Below are 14,671 nucleotides of genomic sequence, written 5' to 3'. Positions count from 1 at the left end.
GTCGCGCCCAAATAGCCGCTCACCATCCGGGGTTCGATCATGACGATCCAGCATCTCGTTCCTGCGAAAGATTTGGGTCAATTCGTCGCGGAACTCTTCGAGGCGGCGGGTCTATCCGTCCGGGCCGCGGAACGTGTATCCGACGCATTGATCGAAGCCGATCTCTCCGGACGGAGCTCGCACGGCGTCCTGCAGGCCGACAATTATCTCGCCCGCCTCGTTGCGGGTGCGATGTCGACGGCCGAGCAACCGCGCATCATCAGTGAGTCCGGCGGGGCGGTGGTTCTTGATGCAGCCGGCATGGAGGGGCATCTCGCCGCAGAGGAAGCCATCGCGATCGCGATTGCGAAGGCGCAGGACAACGGAGTCGCTGCCGTCGCAGTGCGCCGCGGCCAGCACATGGGCGTTGCGGGGCGCTATGTTCGAATGGCCGCGGAAGCCGGGTGCGCCGCGTTGGCGATGGGCAACACCAAGCCGGTCATGCCCGCGCCGGGTGGTGCCGAGCGCCTGGTCGGCACCAACCCCATCGCCATCGGCATCCCGACCACTGACCACCCGATCGTTCTGGACATGGCCACAAGCGCAGGAACATATGGTCGCATTCGCCATGCGCATGCCGCGGGACAAACCCTCCCCGAGGGATGGGCGCTCGATGCATATGGCAGACCGACCACGGATCCCGCCGCGGCAATGAAGGGATTGCTGCTGCCGATGGGCGGAGCTAAGGGGTTTGCACTTTCGTTCGCAATCGATCTGATGGCTGGTCTGCTCTCCAGTGGCGCTTGGGGCGCGAAGCTGGGGGAACTCGACGACGACACAACCAAGCCGCAGTTATCATCATACCTGTTCATCGTTCTCGATATCGCACATTTCCGCCCGCTATCAGACTTCCTTGAGGAGGCCGACGAAGCGGTCAGGCGGGTGCGCCAATCGCGTCGGGCCGAGGGCGTCGAGCGCCTGTTCACGCCCGGGGAGCGAAGCGCGGAAGCGCTTGAAAAAAACAACGGAATGATCGAGCTCGCGCCCACCGTCGCGCATGCACTGCGCGAGAGAGCGCAAGCCCTTGGTGTGGCCATTCCGCGCTTCATGGAGGAGCACCCGACGGCTGAGGCCGTTCCCAGGCAGTCATGAAGGAGATGCCGCTCGGTGTCCTTCGCCTCGTGTACGAAGTTCGCATCGGCGCTCAAGCACGAGTACACAATACCGGCGCCGGCGAGGAGCGGACTCGGGCTGCTCGAGGAGATTTGGCCAGCCACGGCCGCCAAGCTATGTTCCATCTGCCGGAATCGGTGGATTTTGAGAATTGTATGACCGACGCCCGCCCGCAAAGTCTCGGACGATCGTGAAGAGTCGTCGGGAGGAGATACGAAAACATGCGCGACGTTTATTCAGCAGGACAGCGGACATGACCGTCAGCTCGAACACACTCGCCGGGGCCATATTCCTGTTTTTCGGCATGGCCACCGTGATTGTCGGCTGGGGTTATGGCCTGGGCACCATGACTCAATTGGGCAGTGGAGCCCTGCCTGTCGTCGCCGGCGGGGCGCTCAGCGCGCTGGGTGTCGTCCAGCTCCTCAGTGCAGTCCGAAGCGCTGCATCAGCCGCCGTACCGGCGTTCTCCCGCTTCGAACTGCGGCCCTTGCTGTCGATCCTGGGCGCGGTGCTCGCCTTTGCAGTATTGATCCTGCCGACCGGCCTCGTCCCGGCGCTGGTCGCGCTCGTTGCGATCGGGTGGTTCGCTCAAAAGGGCGGAGCCAAATGGGAGATCGCCGGGGCGATGATCGTCGTCATCGTCCTCGTCACCGCGATCTTCAAATACGGCTTGGGCCTTCCGCTGCGCCTCTTCGTCTGGGGGTTCTGAGACCATGGACCTCGTCTCTCTCCTCGCCACGGGAATGCAGGTCGCCCTAAATCCCGTCAATCTGCTCTATTGTCTGCTGGGCGTGAGCCTGGGCACCGCAATCGGTGTTCTGCCGGGAGTCGGCCCCATTATCACCATCGCGCTGTTGCTGCCGCTCAGCTTCGGCCTGCCGACAGAGGCCTCGATCATTCTTCTGGCCGGCATCTATTACGGTGCCTCCTACGGCGGCTCGACGACCTCCATCCTGGTCAACCTGCCAGGCGAGGCCTCTTCCGCGGTGACCTGCATCGACGGCCACCAGATGGCCAAAAACGGCAGAGCGGGTGTAGCCCTTGCCGTGGCTGCGCTCGGATCCTTCTTCGCCGGGACGGTCGGAACCCTGCTGATCGCCCTCGCTGGCCCGCCGCTGGCGGCCGTCGCCATGCGCTTCGGCGCGGCCGAATACGCCGCTCTGGTCTTTGCCGCCTTGCTCATGGTCGCCACCATGACCCGCGGCGGGGCGATCAAGGGGATCGGCGTCGCGTTGCTCGGCGTCATATTCGGGCTGGCGGGATCGGACGTCATGACCGGCGTCTTCCGCTTCACCTTCGACATTCCCGAACTGCGCGACGGCGTCGACTTCGCGGCGCTGGCGGTGGGCCTGTTCGCCATAGCAGAGATCATCGGCAACACGTCCTCCGGCCCGCAGGGAAAAATCGCAACGAGCGCCATCGGCAATCTGTGGCCGACCAGAGACGATTTCCGCAGGGCCTGGCCGGCCGTCGTGCGCGGCACCGGCATCGGCGCGCTGCTTGGCGTGCTGCCCGGAGCAGGCGTCGCGATGAGCTCGTTTTCGGCCTACATGGTCGAAAAGAACATCGCCGAGCAACCCGAGCGCTTCGGAGAAGGCGCCATCGAGGGTGTCGCCGCACCGGAATCGGCCAACAACGCGGCTGCGCAGACCGGGTTCATCCCCACGCTGCTGCTCGGCATTCCCGGCAGCCCGGTCATGGCGCTGCTGCTCGGCGCATTCATGATACATGGCGTGGCGCCGGGACCGCGGATGATGAGCGAGCACGCGCCGCTCTTTTGGGGGCTGATCGCCTCCATGTGGATCGGGAACCTGTTCCTGGTCGTTCTCAACCTGCCGCTGATCGGCCTCTGGGTGCGCCTTCTCAATGTCCCCTACCACTGGCTCTACGTTTTCGTGCTCGCCTTCGCCTGTGTCGGCGTGTTCACGATGGGAACGTCTGCCTTCCAGATTTACGTGCTCATCTTCTTCGGCTTCCTCGGTTACCTGCTGAAAGCGGCGGGGCTCAGTCCCGCGCTCTTCATCCTCGGCTTCATTCTCGGGCCGATGTTCGAAGAAAACTTCCGGCGCGCGATGGCCATTTCTCATGGCGATCCGCTGGTTTTCCTTCAGCGTCCGATCAGCCTCATCTTCGTCCTGCTCGGCCTTTCGGTTCTCGCCCTCGCGACGACGTCCTTCGTGCGCCGCGGTCGCGAGGAAGCGGCTGAGGGTTGAGGCCCGCGCCGCAGTTTAGGGCTTCCCTCGGCGTAAGCACCATCTGTGGAGCGGTTCTGGCTCCGGGTCCGAAGAGATTGGCGCTGCTTTTAGATCCGGGCTACCGCCACGGCTTTTAGCAAGCTCGTAACCCTGCTTCTCTCAGCGGGGAGAAGAGATCATCGAGATGGGAAACATCGTCAAGGCCGAGAACGGCATCGATTATCCTGCCGGCCAGCGAGGCGGGGATGACGCCATCGACATTGGCACGAAATTTCTCGATGTAGACCGCGGCGGGCGCCGGGTTCTTCGCCGTCCCCAGCATATCCTCGATCGTGTGGGTGAGCCTGCGCCCATCCTTGAAGAGAATCGAGACCACGCCGCGCGATCGCGACGTATCGGCGGCAGCGATCGGGTCGGCGATGTGAACGACCTTGTCTGCCAGCGCATTGATGCGAGGGTCTGTGAGGCTTGCTTCGGCGTAGGCGTTCTTGTCGAACCGACCGAGCACATACGCCTCGGCCACCGTGTGCTGAAGACTGATGCGGCCATGCCAGGGAGTAAGAGGGCGCCGCTTTTCATCGACTGGTTCACAGACGGTGTGAAACGAGCGCGGCATGATCTCACAACGGACCTCCGCGATCTGATCCAAGTCGATCCGATTGTCGGCACGCAGTTTCAGCGCGGCCGAAATGAAGGGCATCAGCGTATAGGCGCAGGGATAAAGCTTGGTCGCGATAGAAAGTGCTTCCCAGTGTGTTCCAAGCCCGCTCGCAACCTGTGAGAACCTGAACTCCGGTTCTGATTGAATATAGCTCTTGAACCAGCCGAACTTGCCCTCGAAAACTTTGCCCGGTCCGGAAATCCCTTGCGCAGCCAGCGCCATTGACCGGACGGCAGCCGCCGCCGCAAACCCCACATGCAGTGTCTTGGTCGAGGTACCGTCCTCAAACGAAGCGATCGACCCTGCCGAAAGACTCGCCGCCGTTCCCACGGCATCGACGGTCTGCCGAGGGGAAAGCCCGCGCAAACGCGCAACGGAATATGTCGCTCCGAACACGCCATAAACGCTGGTGGGGTGAAGCCCGACCTCATGCATCCGCACAGGCGAAACCAGCCCCAGCCGACACAGAATTTCCGAGCCGACAATGAGGGCCTCCAGCAATTGACGGCCGGAAAGGCCCAGAGCCTGGGCGACCGGAATGCTCGCGGCGGCGATCACACCGGTAGGGTGGATGTTGCTGGCGATATGGGTATCGTCGAATTCGAGAACGGCCGAGGCGACTCCATTGATGAAAGCTGCTCCTGCAAGAGAAGTTTCGCCTCGAGACATGAGTGCATGAGCACCGCGACCGCCCCCATCGGCATCGGCCTGCGCGCGCTCCGAAGCTCCGACGGTTGGATGATCGTATGAGGCGATCATAACCCCGATGATGTCGAGAATTCGCAGCTTTGCATTCTCGACCACCTCACTGGGAGCGTGCTCGAGCGAAAACGTCAAGCTCCACTCTGCCAGCTGCGTGCTCAATGTAACCATGTGGCAGGTGCTCAGATTTGCAGATAAGCGAAGCGGAGGTCCGGCAGCCGCCAAGGCTGCCGGGGCTCCATGTCACGGAAAAGGCTACTGCTTCAGCCCCATCTTGGTGAGCAGTTGATCGTAATTCTGATGCTCAACCTCCAAAGCATCCTTGAGGCTGCTTGCACTCATGAACCGCGGCGTGACGCCGGAGCGGACCAGAAGCCGGGTGAACTCGGGTGAGTTGCTGGCATCTTGCAATGCACGTTCAAGCAGCGTGATGATTTCCTCAGGCATCCCGCCCGGCCCCATGATCATTTGCAGGCCCGTGCCCCGGATGGAGGGGTAGCCGACCTCGGCCAGTGTCGGGACATCGGGAAAATCATCGAAGCGTTTGTCCCCGGGCACCGCCAGCGGCGTGACGGCATCCTGTCGGGCTTGCGGAATGGCCGCCGCGTCGAGCATGAACTGCACATCACCCGCAAGAACGGCCTGAACCACCTGCGAAGCACCCGAATAAGGAATGTGGTTCGCTTCGACGCCGATATTGGCGAGCATGTCCACCGTGGCAATGTGGCCCGTCGAGCCCACACCGACGGAGCCGAAGTTGAGCTCGCCAGGGTGCTCCCTGGCATAGGCGACGAACTCTTCGAAATTGCTCACCGGAAGGGATTTGGAGGCAACCAGCATGCGTGGCGCTTCGCTGATATTGGCGATCGCGACGAGATCGGTCAGTGGATCGAAGCCCACCGGCGCCAAATGCGGAGCGGTGGTAATGATCGCATTGCCCGCCAAAAGCAGGACCGAACCGTCAGGCGCTGCCCTCGCCACGCGCTCGGCACCGATTGTGCCGCTGGCGCCTCCGACATTCTCTACGACGAAATTGGCGGTAAACCGCTTGCTCAACTCTTCGGCCACGATACGGCCCACCGTGTCGCCGGTGCCACCGGCCGCGTACGGGACGACGATCGTGACCGTATCGACTGGATAGGGTTGCTGTTCTTGTGCCACCGGCGTGGATATCGAAAGTGCCAAAGCGACAACCGCGGTTAATACCGCAGCCAGTTGTTTCATGTTCTTTCCTCCCGCAGGCTGTTATCGAGGTAATTATTGGCGCCCGGCTCGCTTCATTGTCGATGGCGAGCATCAAATGTTTCGCCTGCCGGAACAGCGCAGGTCCGGCGCAAGCCGGCATGCCGGAGGGCTGCCTGCCGCCCTTCGAGCTTGAGGCCGAGTTCGCAAAAGAAATCAAACGTCTCTGTCTACTTCTTGCCGAAGAAAATGATCTACCGCCCCCTGATGCGATCGATGTCGGCAACGGCGTTCTCCAATAAAACAAGTGCTGCCTGCGTTGCAGCCTCGGGGTTACCGTCTACGATGGCGCGCATGAGAGTGCCATGTTCGACCACAGCTCGGGGACGATGGGTCCCTGTGGCCGCGATCTTGAACATGTGCTTGAGGCCAAAACCAAACAGCTGTCCGATCGGCCAGAAGAACTCGTTTCGCGTGGCCAGGTAGATGGTTTTGTGAAAAGCAAGGTCCGCTTCCACCCATGCCGCGTTGTCGTCGCCTGCGTCGATCATCGCGTGGAAATTGGCTTCGAGCCGTCTGCGGTCCTCGGCATCCGCGTTCTGCGCCGCCAGCGCACAGGCCGCCGGCTCCGTCGCCCGGCGCAACTGGAACATTTTTGCAAGATAAGCGTCGGTATCGGTCACTTCCAGGCGCCAGCGCAACACATCGGGGTCGAGATGGTTCCAGTCCATGGACTGCCGGACACGGGTTCCAGTCTTGGGACGTGCTTCAATCAACCCTTTGGCAATCAACCCCTTGATCGCCTCACGCGCGGCCGTACGGCTGACTCCCAGTGTTTCGCAAAGGCGCACCTCCGGCGGCAGCGGCTCTCCCGGCAGGTAATCGCCGCGCACGATGGCCAATCCCAGCTCATCGGCAAGGCGGGCATGGAGGTTGCGCGAGGGCACGAATTGGAGGCCGGGATCAGCCGTTCGGGACATTGCTCTTCCTTGTTGACGACGCCGCGCGAGCGTCGCGACTTACGCGCCAGGTCCGAAAACACCAAGTCCGCGAGCCTATAGAGTAGATCGGAGGGCGCAAAGCAACTGTGATTTCTCTTCAGCCGGTCACCCGCATCGACATGCCGCCATCAATGGTGAGCACCTCTCCCGTGATGAAATCATTCTCGATCAGTTCCAGAATTGCCCGCGCCACGTCCTCGACCGTGCCCTCCCGGCGCAACGGAATGCGGCTGCCGATATTGTGAGTCTTGGCCTCCTCGGTCATGGCCTCATGGAATCGGGTGCGGATGATTCCGGGCGCAATCACGTTGACGCGGATGTTTTCCGGGCCGTGATCGAATGCCAACGCGCGGGCCAGCGGGATCAGAGCACCCTTGACGGTCTGGTATGCCACTGTGCCGGGGCATCCGCGCAACCCGGCAACCGAAGACACCAGCACCACCGCACCGCCTTCCTTCTTGAGATGAGGGTGCGCAGCTTTGAACAGGTGAAAGACGGGATGCACGTGTATGTCAAAGGCCTCCATCCAGTCCGCTTGCGAGAGCTCGGTGATCTTGCCCGGCGCCGGCCCGCCTGCGGCGTGAACCAGTACATCGAGCCGGCCGAAGGCCTTGGCCACCTCCTCGACTGTCCGCATAGCCTCGTCCGGCTTGGAAACGTCGCCCCAGATCAGTGCCACCCGGTCATTACCGAATTCGCGCTGCAAACCAAAGGCATCTTCGGTCTCGTTGCGCCCGTTCACGCCGACCTTGCCGCCTTGCTCAAGAATGCGGCGGCACAAGGCGAGCCCGATTCCGCGCGAACCACCTGTAACGAGAGCAACTTTGTCCGAAACTGAATACATCCAACTTTCCTTTTGCGGGTATGATTGATCTGTTAGCCGAGAGCCCATTGCGGGATCGCGCTGGCAAGCGGCTTGAAGAGCATGACGAGCACCAGCACCAGGATTTCGGCGGCGATGAACGGCCAGACGAAGCGCACGGTCTCGCTGTACCGGCACTTGGCGATGCTGGAGGCCACAAACAGCAGCACGGCGACCGGCGGCGTTGTCGAGCCGATCTGGGTGGCCATGACCAGCGCCACGCCGAGCTGGAACTGATCGAGACCAAAAGTCTGGCCGATATAGACGGCCAACGGCACCATGATGATGAGCACGGCCATGCTGTCCACGAACATAGTCAGCACCAGCATGGCCGCCATGAGCAGCGCGAAAACGACCATCGGTTCATCGGTGAGGCCGAGAATCGTGGACAGCACGACCTTGTTGAAGTTGAGATAGGCCAGCAGCCAGCCGAACCCGCCCGCCAGCGCGATGATGCCCGAGACCATGCAAGTGGTCATCGCGGCGGCGAGCAATATGCGGGGCAGATCGGCAAGCCGGATGGTGCGGTAGACGAAGAACGAGATCAGGAAAGAATAAACGCAGGCCACCACCCCGGCCTCGGTCGCCGTGAACACGCCGCCCAGAATTCCGCCCACAATGATAAGGGGCGCAAGCAGCGCCGCCCAGACCTTGAGCGAGGCTCTCAGCACCGCCCGCGCCGAGAACTGGCCGTCGCCGGTCTGCATCTCCGGATATCGGGACGCGGAGCGCGATTGGATATAAACGACACCCATCAGCGCCAGACCGATCAGGATTCCCGGGACAATGCCGCCCAAGAACAGCCCGCCCACCGAGACATTGGCCAGCGCGCCATAAACGATCATGGTCATGGAGGGAGGGATGATGGCGCCGATCGTGCCGCTGGTTGCGGTGATCGCTGCGGCATATCCGGCCTTGTAGCCCTTTTCCTTCATCGCCGGGATAAGCACCGAGCCGATCGCAGAGGTGTCGGCAGTGGAGGATCCCGAAACGCCGGAAAACACCATACTGGCGACGATGTTGGCCTGGGCCAGCCCGCCCCTCAAATGACCGACCACGGTCTCGGCGAAATCCACGAGCTTCCTGCTGATCCCCCCGCGCAGCATGAGCTCGCCGGCCAGGATAAAATAAGGCAGGGCCAGGAGGCTGAAGGAGTCGAGGGTTGAAAACATTTTTTGGGGGTAGAGCGCCAGAACCAGTTCAGGAACGAGCAGGATCCCGCCAAGGCCGATCAGGCCCAGCGTCAGGATGATCGGAACGCCCAGAAAGATAAGCGCCAGGAGGACGGCAAACAGGACGATTAGCATCATGATGCTTACGCCTGCTCGATTCTGCGATCGGGATTCTGGCCCATGGCGTTGGCGGCCAGTCGGCGCACGGCGACGAACGCCATATAAAGCGCCCCCAGGATCATGCCGCCATACACCCAGTGCATGGGCAGCCCCAGGCCGGGACTTCGTTGCATTTGCAGGACCTGGACCAGACGCTCAAGTCCGGTCAGCATCGCTACGGCCAGCGCGAGCCAGAGAATATCGACAACGGCGAGAAAGACACGGCGGCCCGTGTCCGATAGAATCGGGTGCAGGGTCTCCATGCCGATGTGCATGCCTCGACGGTAGGCGACGGGGATCGCCAGAAAGATCATCCAGATCTGGCCGTAGCGCTGAAACTCTTCGCTCCAGCTAAGTGAGAAGTTGAAGAAATACCGGTTGAACACTTGTGCCGCGCCCACAAGGACGATGGCACCAAAGCAAATGACGACAAGCGCTTCGACCAGCCGATCAATGCCGTCGAGCATACGGGTCATGATACCCTCCCTGAGGCAAGACCGGACGGCCCGCACGCGACAGGCCGTCCGATCACCGCAGCCTATTGTTCAGCAGCGGCCCTAATCTGTTCGAGCAGATCAGAAGCGTCGATCGTGCCCGCAAGTTCATCCTGCAGCGGCTGAGCAGCTTCCATGAATGGACTGGTGTCGACCTCGGTGATCGTCATCCCTTCTTCCACCAGCTTGTCGAGAGCCTCCTGCTCGCGACCCGGCGCCATGGCCCGGGCAATTTCGAGCGCGAAGTCGGCGGCGTCCTGAACGACTTGGCGTTCCTCTTCGGCCAGCTGATTCCAGAGCGGCAGCGAGTAGGTCATGACCGTGGGGCCGAACAGGTGCCGTGTCAGAGCCACATGATCCGTCACTTCGTAGAGTTTTGAGGAATAGACCATCGAGGCGGCGTGCTCGAAACCGTCGAGTACTTTGGTCTGCAAAGCAGTATAGACTTCGTCAAAGCCCATCGGGGTCGCGTTCGCGCCCATGGCGTTGAGCGCCGCGACATAGATCGGCGACTGAATGGTACGCAGTTTCAGTCCCTTGAGATCTTCGGGCTCGGTCACCGCCACACCGTTGGTCACGACGTTGCGGTAGCCCCAGGAAAATCCATAGCCCAGAACCTTGAAACCGGCCTGTTCGAAATCGGCGGCCAGTTCCGCACCGGCATCCCCGTCGAGCGCCCGTCCGGCGTGGGCATAGTCCGTCCACAGGAACGGCAGATCGAGAACGCCAGCCCTCGGGACAAAGGTATTGTAGGTCGCGGTGCCGCCGATATGCATCGTCGCGCCCGAACCCAGTTGCAGGGCTTGGATCACGTCCTGATCGTCACCAATCTCGCTCGAGCCATATATCTCCACTTCGAGCGTGTCGCTGTGGGTCTCGACGTACTGCTCGAACAGGATGGCCGCAGCGCCATTGTCGTTTTCCAGATCCTTCACCGATGAGAAGCCAAAGCGGATCGTCTTTGTGTCCTGCGCGATCGCCGGTGCCGTTGCGAGGCCGAGTAAGGCACAGGTCGTCAAAAGTGATTTGAACATGGAATATCCTCCCTTTCACATCCACTCTCATTTGTCATACCATAAGACAAGAAAGTCAAGCGTCCTGCCTGCTCCCCGCTTTTCGGACCGGTTCGGAGCTGAATTTTCCAGATTATGATCCGCGGATTGCGAGAGGGAGAATTCCATGAAGAAGTCGAAGTCCTCGGAAGCGCAAATCGCCTTCATCCTGCGCCAGGCGATGAGTGCACGCCGGTGGCGGAGGTCTGTCGCAAGGCCGGCATCTCCGACGCCACGTTCTATAATTGGCGCAAGCGCTACGGCGGGCTGACGCCGTCGGAGGTGAAGCGCATGCGTCACTCGAGGACGAGAACACCCGGGTGAAGAAGATCGTGGCGGACCTGTCGCTCGACACGGCGATGCTGCAGGACGTTCTCAAGCGAAAGCTCTAAGGCCTGCCGCCGGCGCCGGCTTGTGGGCCTATCAGCGCGGTGTGGAGCTCGACTTCTCCCGCCCCGGAAAGCCCACGGACAACGCCTTCATCGAGTCGTCCAATGGCAAGTTCCGGGCCGAATGCCTCAACGCCCACTGGTTCCTCAGCCTTGACGATGCCCGCTCAAAGATGGAGGAATGGCGCAAGGACTACACCACTGTCCGCCCGCACAGCGTGATCGGCAACAAAACAAGCAGCAGTTCCCTTGCGGCTGGCTTACGCCTTTGCCGGCGCCTGGGCGGGCTCCGCCATTCCGGCGGGTCCTACGGGCGAAGCGAAAAACTCGCGGCTCAGTCAAAGTGTTTCTGGGCCTCGATCTAACCCCAAGGGTTTCTCCTGCCGTCATGCGGCAAAAGCCGTCGCGTCGGCGCGTGCAGCCTGCGCAATGGGCAGTCCGGCTCGGTCACTCCGCCAGATGGCTGCAACGACATCCTCCGGCTCGGTCCTTCGCGTCCGCCACTGCCGCGTGGGCGGCAAAGACCTGCTTGGCAGTAGAGTCATAGATTTCGGAATGCCGCCGCCTCTGGCATCTTGGCGCGTGTGTTGGTTCCGCAACGGGTCCGAGTGCAGGACCTGTCGGTGCAGGCCAGCCTTTTAGCGGATCGTCTAGCCATTTTTTGGGTGGGGAAGAGGAACGAACCTCCATATCTCCGGTTATGCCCCGGGAAGAGAGGATGTTTCTTGTTTGCAAACTCAACGCCGCGTGCTGCAGTTCTTGCTTCTTGGGAGCACAGCTTTCGCGGTACCACCTAGCTTGCTTGCCGCGGAATACGGTCGTGGCAAGGGAATGCCGTGGTCGCCCCTGAAGGGAGAAACTCCTTATTTCGGAACCAACCACGATCGCTTTTTCACTCGGGACGAACGCGCGGCCGTCGCAGCGATCCGCGCCCGGCTGATTCCCAGCGACGACGACGGGCCGGGCGCCACGGAAGCCGACGTCGTGACCTTCCTGGACCGGCAGATGGCCGGCTTCTACGGGCGTGGCCAGCACTGGTATATGAAGGGGCCGTTAGGCGAAGCCGCCGCGACGCAGGGCTACCAGAGCGAACACCCGCCGGCGATGCTCTACAGGCTCGCGCTCGCGGAACTGGATGCGTATTGCCGCACCGAGCATGACTCTCCCTTCGTTGAACTCCCGGCAGAGCGACAGGACGAGGTCCTCACCGGCCTGGACGAGGAAAGGATCGAGTTCGACGGCGTCTCGGCGAAAACCTTCTTCGACCTCCTCTGAAAAAACGCGATCGGAGGTTCGAGAGCCACCCCGTCCCCGATGGCCTTCCTAACTGGGGCAGCCGATGGAAGCGCGCGGTGCGCGAGAACTTCCTCAAGACCACCAGCGTCGGCGTGCACGGCGCATCAATGGCCCACCGCAGCAACTATCTCGATCTTGATCCGACCTACACGGACGTCCACGGGCGCCCGCTCTTGCGCATGACCTATGATTTCACGCTCAACGACCGGCGGCTGACTCAGCATATAACGCCCATCGCCGAGCAGATCGCACGCGGAATGGGCGGACGAGAGGTAAGGTCAACGCGCGGCGCAGCTCGTACGATTCGGTGCCCTACCAGACGACGCACACACTGGCGGGACGATCATGGGAACGGACCCCACGACGAGTGCAGTCAACCGCTACTGCCAGAGTTGGGACCTACCGAACCTGTTTGTGACAGGTGCCGGTCTGTTCCCCCAAAACGCCGGATACAATCCCACCGGCACGGTCGGAGCTCTGGCCCACTGGTCGGTTGACGCCATCATCAACCAATACCTCCGCCAACGCGATCCACTGGTGCAGACATGAGGTCGTCCAAGCGCACATTCCTCTCCATCGCTACGGCCGTCGGGCTCGGGGGGCTGTTATTCAGCGCGGACGCGGCCCAGGCACAGGAGCTCTCATACTCGCAGGTGGAACGCGGCCGCTATCTGACGACCGCCGGCGGCTGATGGCTTGCCACACCGACCTTGAAAATGACGGCCGGCCTTTTGCCGGTGGACGGGGGCTGGAGACCCCGTTCGGCACAATCTATTCATCCAACCTGACGCCCGACGAGGAAACGGGTCTCGGTCGCTGGTCGCGCGAAGACTTCTTCAACGCGCTCAACGAGGGTATCGATCGGGAGGAGCGCCACCTCTATCCAGCAATGCCCTATCCCTATTTCACGCTGATGACGCGGGAAGATACGGATGCGATCTATGCCTACTTGCGCACGCTCGAACCAGTTAGGTCGGAGTTGCCGGAGAACGATCTCCCCTTCCCCCTGAGTATCCGGCAATCCGTGTGGGGCTGGAAACTGTTATTCTTCGACGACGAGGAGTTCGTGGCGAGCCCCGAGAGGTCGGAGGAATGGAATCGGGGTCGCTATCTTGTTGATGGGCCTCTTCATTGCGGCGGCTGCCACACGGGCAAGAATGCGCTCGGCGCCGCCGACGACGACGAGTATCTGCGCGGCGGCGTTCTGGAGAATTGGTTCGCGCCGAACATCCTCGGCGGCGAGAACGGCGGTATCGTCGACTGGGAGCACAGCGACATCGTCGAGTTCCTGGGAGACGGGCGCGCCAGACATACCGCTCCCATGCAGCGTATGGGCGAGGTGGTCGCCATCGCCACGCAGTTCCTGCACGAGGACGATCTGGAAGCGATCGCTACGTACCTCAAGAGCCTCGAGGACGACCCGCGGGAGGAACAAGACCAGCCCGACGTCGCGCGTGTAGAGACCGGGGAAGGCATCTACTTCGACAACTACGCGGCCTGCCACGCGGCCGATCGTTCGGGCGTCCCCAATTTCTTTGCCCCGCTCGAAACCTCGAACAAGGTGCTTGCCGAAGACCCGTCGACAGCAATCCGTATCATTCTCGGGGGCGCCCGCGCGCAACCGACAGAGGCGGCGCCAAGCGTGCTTGCCATGCCGCCATTCGCCTGGAAGCTGTCCGACGACCAGATCGCAGACCTGCTGACCTACCTCCGCCAGTCGGGGGACAGGAACGCGGGCTCCGTTTCGGCGTCGGAGATTGCGGAGATGCGCGAATACCTTGCCAACGAACATTGAGGGCTAGCTTATGTCGCGCCTTGTCCAGCTATCCTTCGTCCTGCTCTTCGGCCTCGCCGGAACCAGCTTCGCTCAACCCATCTATCTGGGCGAGCAGGAGTTCGATACCGGCAATCGCGACACCATGGCCGCCATCCTGGAGCGGTGCGCCGAGCTTGCCGAGGACGATTTCGCCACAGTAGCGTCCAGCACCCCAGAGACGACGCCCTCCGCCGTGGACCGACCGGAGGCGGCAGAAGCGGGGGACGAACCATCGGCCGCGCGGGAGCCACCGGATGCGCGCTCCGAAAGCGAGACCGTCATTGATCGTGACCTGCTGACCATCGACATCGACGGCTTAGCGTCGGACGGCGGCGAACAGGAACCTGCCGGCGAAGGCGCTGATGCGGGCGCTCCCCCCGGCGAAGACCCCGGCGGTGAAACGCAGCCGATCCGTCCCGCATCTCGCTGCAGTTCTGCCGGGAAGCGGGCATTGTTTACTGACCTATGATCAGCGCTGTGATCCGCGCGTCGGTCAGCCCTCCGGCGGGGCGACCGTTTTCGGCGGCGGACTAGAGCA

At 62.0% G+C, this 14,671-nt stretch carries 15 protein-coding genes and 1 pseudogene; 9 read left to right on the top strand and 7 right to left on the bottom strand.

The features are described from left to right. Window positions 1-39: 39 nt before the first annotated feature. The 3 genes from PVE73_RS08315 to PVE73_RS08305 all read left to right on the top strand — a co-directional run bounded on the left by PVE73_RS08315 (window position 40) and on the right by PVE73_RS08305 (window position 3,365). A complete protein-coding gene (locus PVE73_RS08315; protein WP_277366485.1) occupies window positions 40-1,131 on the top strand; it encodes an Ldh family oxidoreductase in 1,092 nt (363 codons plus the stop codon). A 274-nt stretch (window positions 1,132-1,405) separates the two neighbouring features. After that, window positions 1,406-1,861 (top strand): tripartite tricarboxylate transporter TctB family protein, encoded by a 456-nt coding sequence (locus PVE73_RS08310; RefSeq protein WP_277366484.1) that lies wholly within the window; start codon window positions 1,406-1,408, stop codon window positions 1,859-1,861. Window positions 1,862-1,865: 4 nt separating this feature from the next. After that, window positions 1,866-3,365: a tripartite tricarboxylate transporter permease gene (locus tag PVE73_RS08305; protein ID WP_277366483.1), complete on the top strand. Its 1,500-nt coding sequence runs from the start codon at window positions 1,866-1,868 to the stop codon at window positions 3,363-3,365. A 115-nt stretch (window positions 3,366-3,480) separates the two neighbouring features. Here the strand turns inward: PVE73_RS08305 and PVE73_RS08300 are convergent, their stop codons facing one another. The 7 genes from PVE73_RS08300 to PVE73_RS08270 all read right to left on the bottom strand — a co-directional run bounded on the left by PVE73_RS08300 (window position 3,481) and on the right by PVE73_RS08270 (window position 10,614). After that, window positions 3,481-4,845, bottom strand: a complete 1,365-nt coding sequence (locus PVE73_RS08300) for an MmgE/PrpD family protein (protein WP_277366482.1) — start codon at window positions 4,843-4,845, stop codon at window positions 3,481-3,483. A 120-nt stretch (window positions 4,846-4,965) separates the two neighbouring features. Then, a complete protein-coding gene (locus PVE73_RS08295) occupies window positions 4,966-5,934 on the bottom strand; it encodes a tripartite tricarboxylate transporter substrate binding protein (protein WP_277366481.1) in 969 nt (322 codons plus the stop codon). Between the two features lie 212 nt (window positions 5,935-6,146). After that, complete coding sequence (locus PVE73_RS08290) at window positions 6,147-6,872, bottom strand: FadR/GntR family transcriptional regulator (RefSeq protein ID WP_277366480.1); 726 nt, start codon at window positions 6,870-6,872, stop codon at window positions 6,147-6,149. Window positions 6,873-6,990: 118 nt separating this feature from the next. Then, window positions 6,991-7,737: an SDR family oxidoreductase gene (locus PVE73_RS08285; protein ID WP_277367385.1), complete on the bottom strand. Its 747-nt coding sequence runs from the start codon at window positions 7,735-7,737 to the stop codon at window positions 6,991-6,993. A 32-nt stretch (window positions 7,738-7,769) separates the two neighbouring features. Beyond that, on the bottom strand, window positions 7,770-9,065 hold the full coding sequence (locus PVE73_RS08280; protein ID WP_277366479.1) for a TRAP transporter large permease: 1,296 nt from the start codon (window positions 9,063-9,065) through the stop codon (window positions 7,770-7,772). A gap of 5 nt (window positions 9,066-9,070) precedes the next feature. Next, on the bottom strand, window positions 9,071-9,562 hold the full coding sequence (locus PVE73_RS08275) for a TRAP transporter small permease (protein WP_277366478.1): 492 nt from the start codon (window positions 9,560-9,562) through the stop codon (window positions 9,071-9,073). Between the two features lie 62 nt (window positions 9,563-9,624). After that, complete coding sequence (locus PVE73_RS08270; protein WP_277366477.1) at window positions 9,625-10,614, bottom strand: TRAP transporter substrate-binding protein; 990 nt, start codon at window positions 10,612-10,614, stop codon at window positions 9,625-9,627. A gap of 145 nt (window positions 10,615-10,759) precedes the next feature. Between PVE73_RS08270 and PVE73_RS08265 the strand changes: the two are divergent. From PVE73_RS08265 to PVE73_RS08240, 6 genes and pseudogenes are all read left to right on the top strand, one after another. Continuing rightward, window positions 10,760-11,386, top strand: a pseudogene (locus tag PVE73_RS08265) (integrase core domain-containing protein). 433 nt (window positions 11,387-11,819) lie between these two features. Further along, window positions 11,820-12,296, top strand: a complete 477-nt coding sequence (locus PVE73_RS08260) for a gluconate 2-dehydrogenase subunit 3 family protein (RefSeq protein WP_277366476.1) — start codon at window positions 11,820-11,822, stop codon at window positions 12,294-12,296. 366 nt (window positions 12,297-12,662) lie between these two features. Next, a complete protein-coding gene (locus PVE73_RS08255) occupies window positions 12,663-12,866 on the top strand; it encodes a GMC oxidoreductase (RefSeq protein ID WP_277366475.1) in 204 nt (67 codons plus the stop codon). Beyond that, window positions 12,863-13,009 (top strand): hypothetical protein, encoded by a 147-nt coding sequence (locus PVE73_RS08250; protein ID WP_277366474.1) that lies wholly within the window; start codon window positions 12,863-12,865, stop codon window positions 13,007-13,009. Before PVE73_RS08255 ends, PVE73_RS08250 begins: the two co-directional genes overlap by 4 nt. After that, complete coding sequence (locus PVE73_RS08245; RefSeq protein WP_277366473.1) at window positions 13,009-14,112, top strand: cytochrome c; 1,104 nt, start codon at window positions 13,009-13,011, stop codon at window positions 14,110-14,112. The genes PVE73_RS08250 and PVE73_RS08245 overlap by 1 nt, the downstream gene beginning before the upstream one ends. Window positions 14,113-14,122: 10 nt before the next feature. Then, a complete protein-coding gene (locus PVE73_RS08240; RefSeq protein ID WP_277366472.1) occupies window positions 14,123-14,602 on the top strand; it encodes a hypothetical protein in 480 nt (159 codons plus the stop codon). The last annotated feature ends 69 nt before the right edge of the window (window positions 14,603-14,671 follow it).

This window comes from Chelativorans sp. AA-79 (genome assembly GCF_029457495.1).
Lineage (GTDB): Bacteria > Pseudomonadota > Alphaproteobacteria > Rhizobiales > Rhizobiaceae > Chelativorans.
The sequence above is the reverse complement of the archived record's forward strand: the minus strand, read 5'-3'. Positions and strand labels throughout refer to the sequence as shown.

Bases quoted from the DNA above. Each gene is read 5' to 3' on its own strand.
- PVE73_RS08290 (WP_277366480.1), bottom strand. From the start codon at position 6,872: ATGTCCCGAACGGCTGATCCCGGCCTCCAATTCGTGCCCTCGCGCAAC.
- PVE73_RS08310 (WP_277366484.1), top strand. From the start codon at position 1,406: ATGACCGTCAGCTCGAACACACTCGCCGGGGCCATATTCCTGTTTTTC.
- PVE73_RS08240 (WP_277366472.1), top strand. From the start codon at position 14,123: ATGTCGCGCCTTGTCCAGCTATCCTTCGTCCTGCTCTTCGGCCTCGCC.
- PVE73_RS08270 (WP_277366477.1), bottom strand. From the start codon at position 10,614: ATGTTCAAATCACTTTTGACGACCTGTGCCTTACTCGGCCTCGCAACG.
- PVE73_RS08275 (WP_277366478.1), bottom strand. From the start codon at position 9,562: ATGACCCGTATGCTCGACGGCATTGATCGGCTGGTCGAAGCGCTTGTC.
- PVE73_RS08245 (WP_277366473.1), top strand. From the start codon at position 13,009: ATGGCTTGCCACACCGACCTTGAAAATGACGGCCGGCCTTTTGCCGGT.
- PVE73_RS08250 (WP_277366474.1), top strand. From the start codon at position 12,863: ATGAGGTCGTCCAAGCGCACATTCCTCTCCATCGCTACGGCCGTCGGG.
- PVE73_RS08295 (WP_277366481.1), bottom strand. From the start codon at position 5,934: ATGAAACAACTGGCTGCGGTATTAACCGCGGTTGTCGCTTTGGCACTT.
- PVE73_RS08285 (WP_277367385.1), bottom strand. From the start codon at position 7,737: ATGTATTCAGTTTCGGACAAAGTTGCTCTCGTTACAGGTGGTTCGCGC.
- PVE73_RS08315 (WP_277366485.1), top strand. From the start codon at position 40: ATGACGATCCAGCATCTCGTTCCTGCGAAAGATTTGGGTCAATTCGTC.
- PVE73_RS08255 (WP_277366475.1), top strand. From the start codon at position 12,663: ATGGGAACGGACCCCACGACGAGTGCAGTCAACCGCTACTGCCAGAGT.
- PVE73_RS08280 (WP_277366479.1), bottom strand. From the start codon at position 9,065: ATGATGCTAATCGTCCTGTTTGCCGTCCTCCTGGCGCTTATCTTTCTG.
- PVE73_RS08305 (WP_277366483.1), top strand. From the start codon at position 1,866: ATGGACCTCGTCTCTCTCCTCGCCACGGGAATGCAGGTCGCCCTAAAT.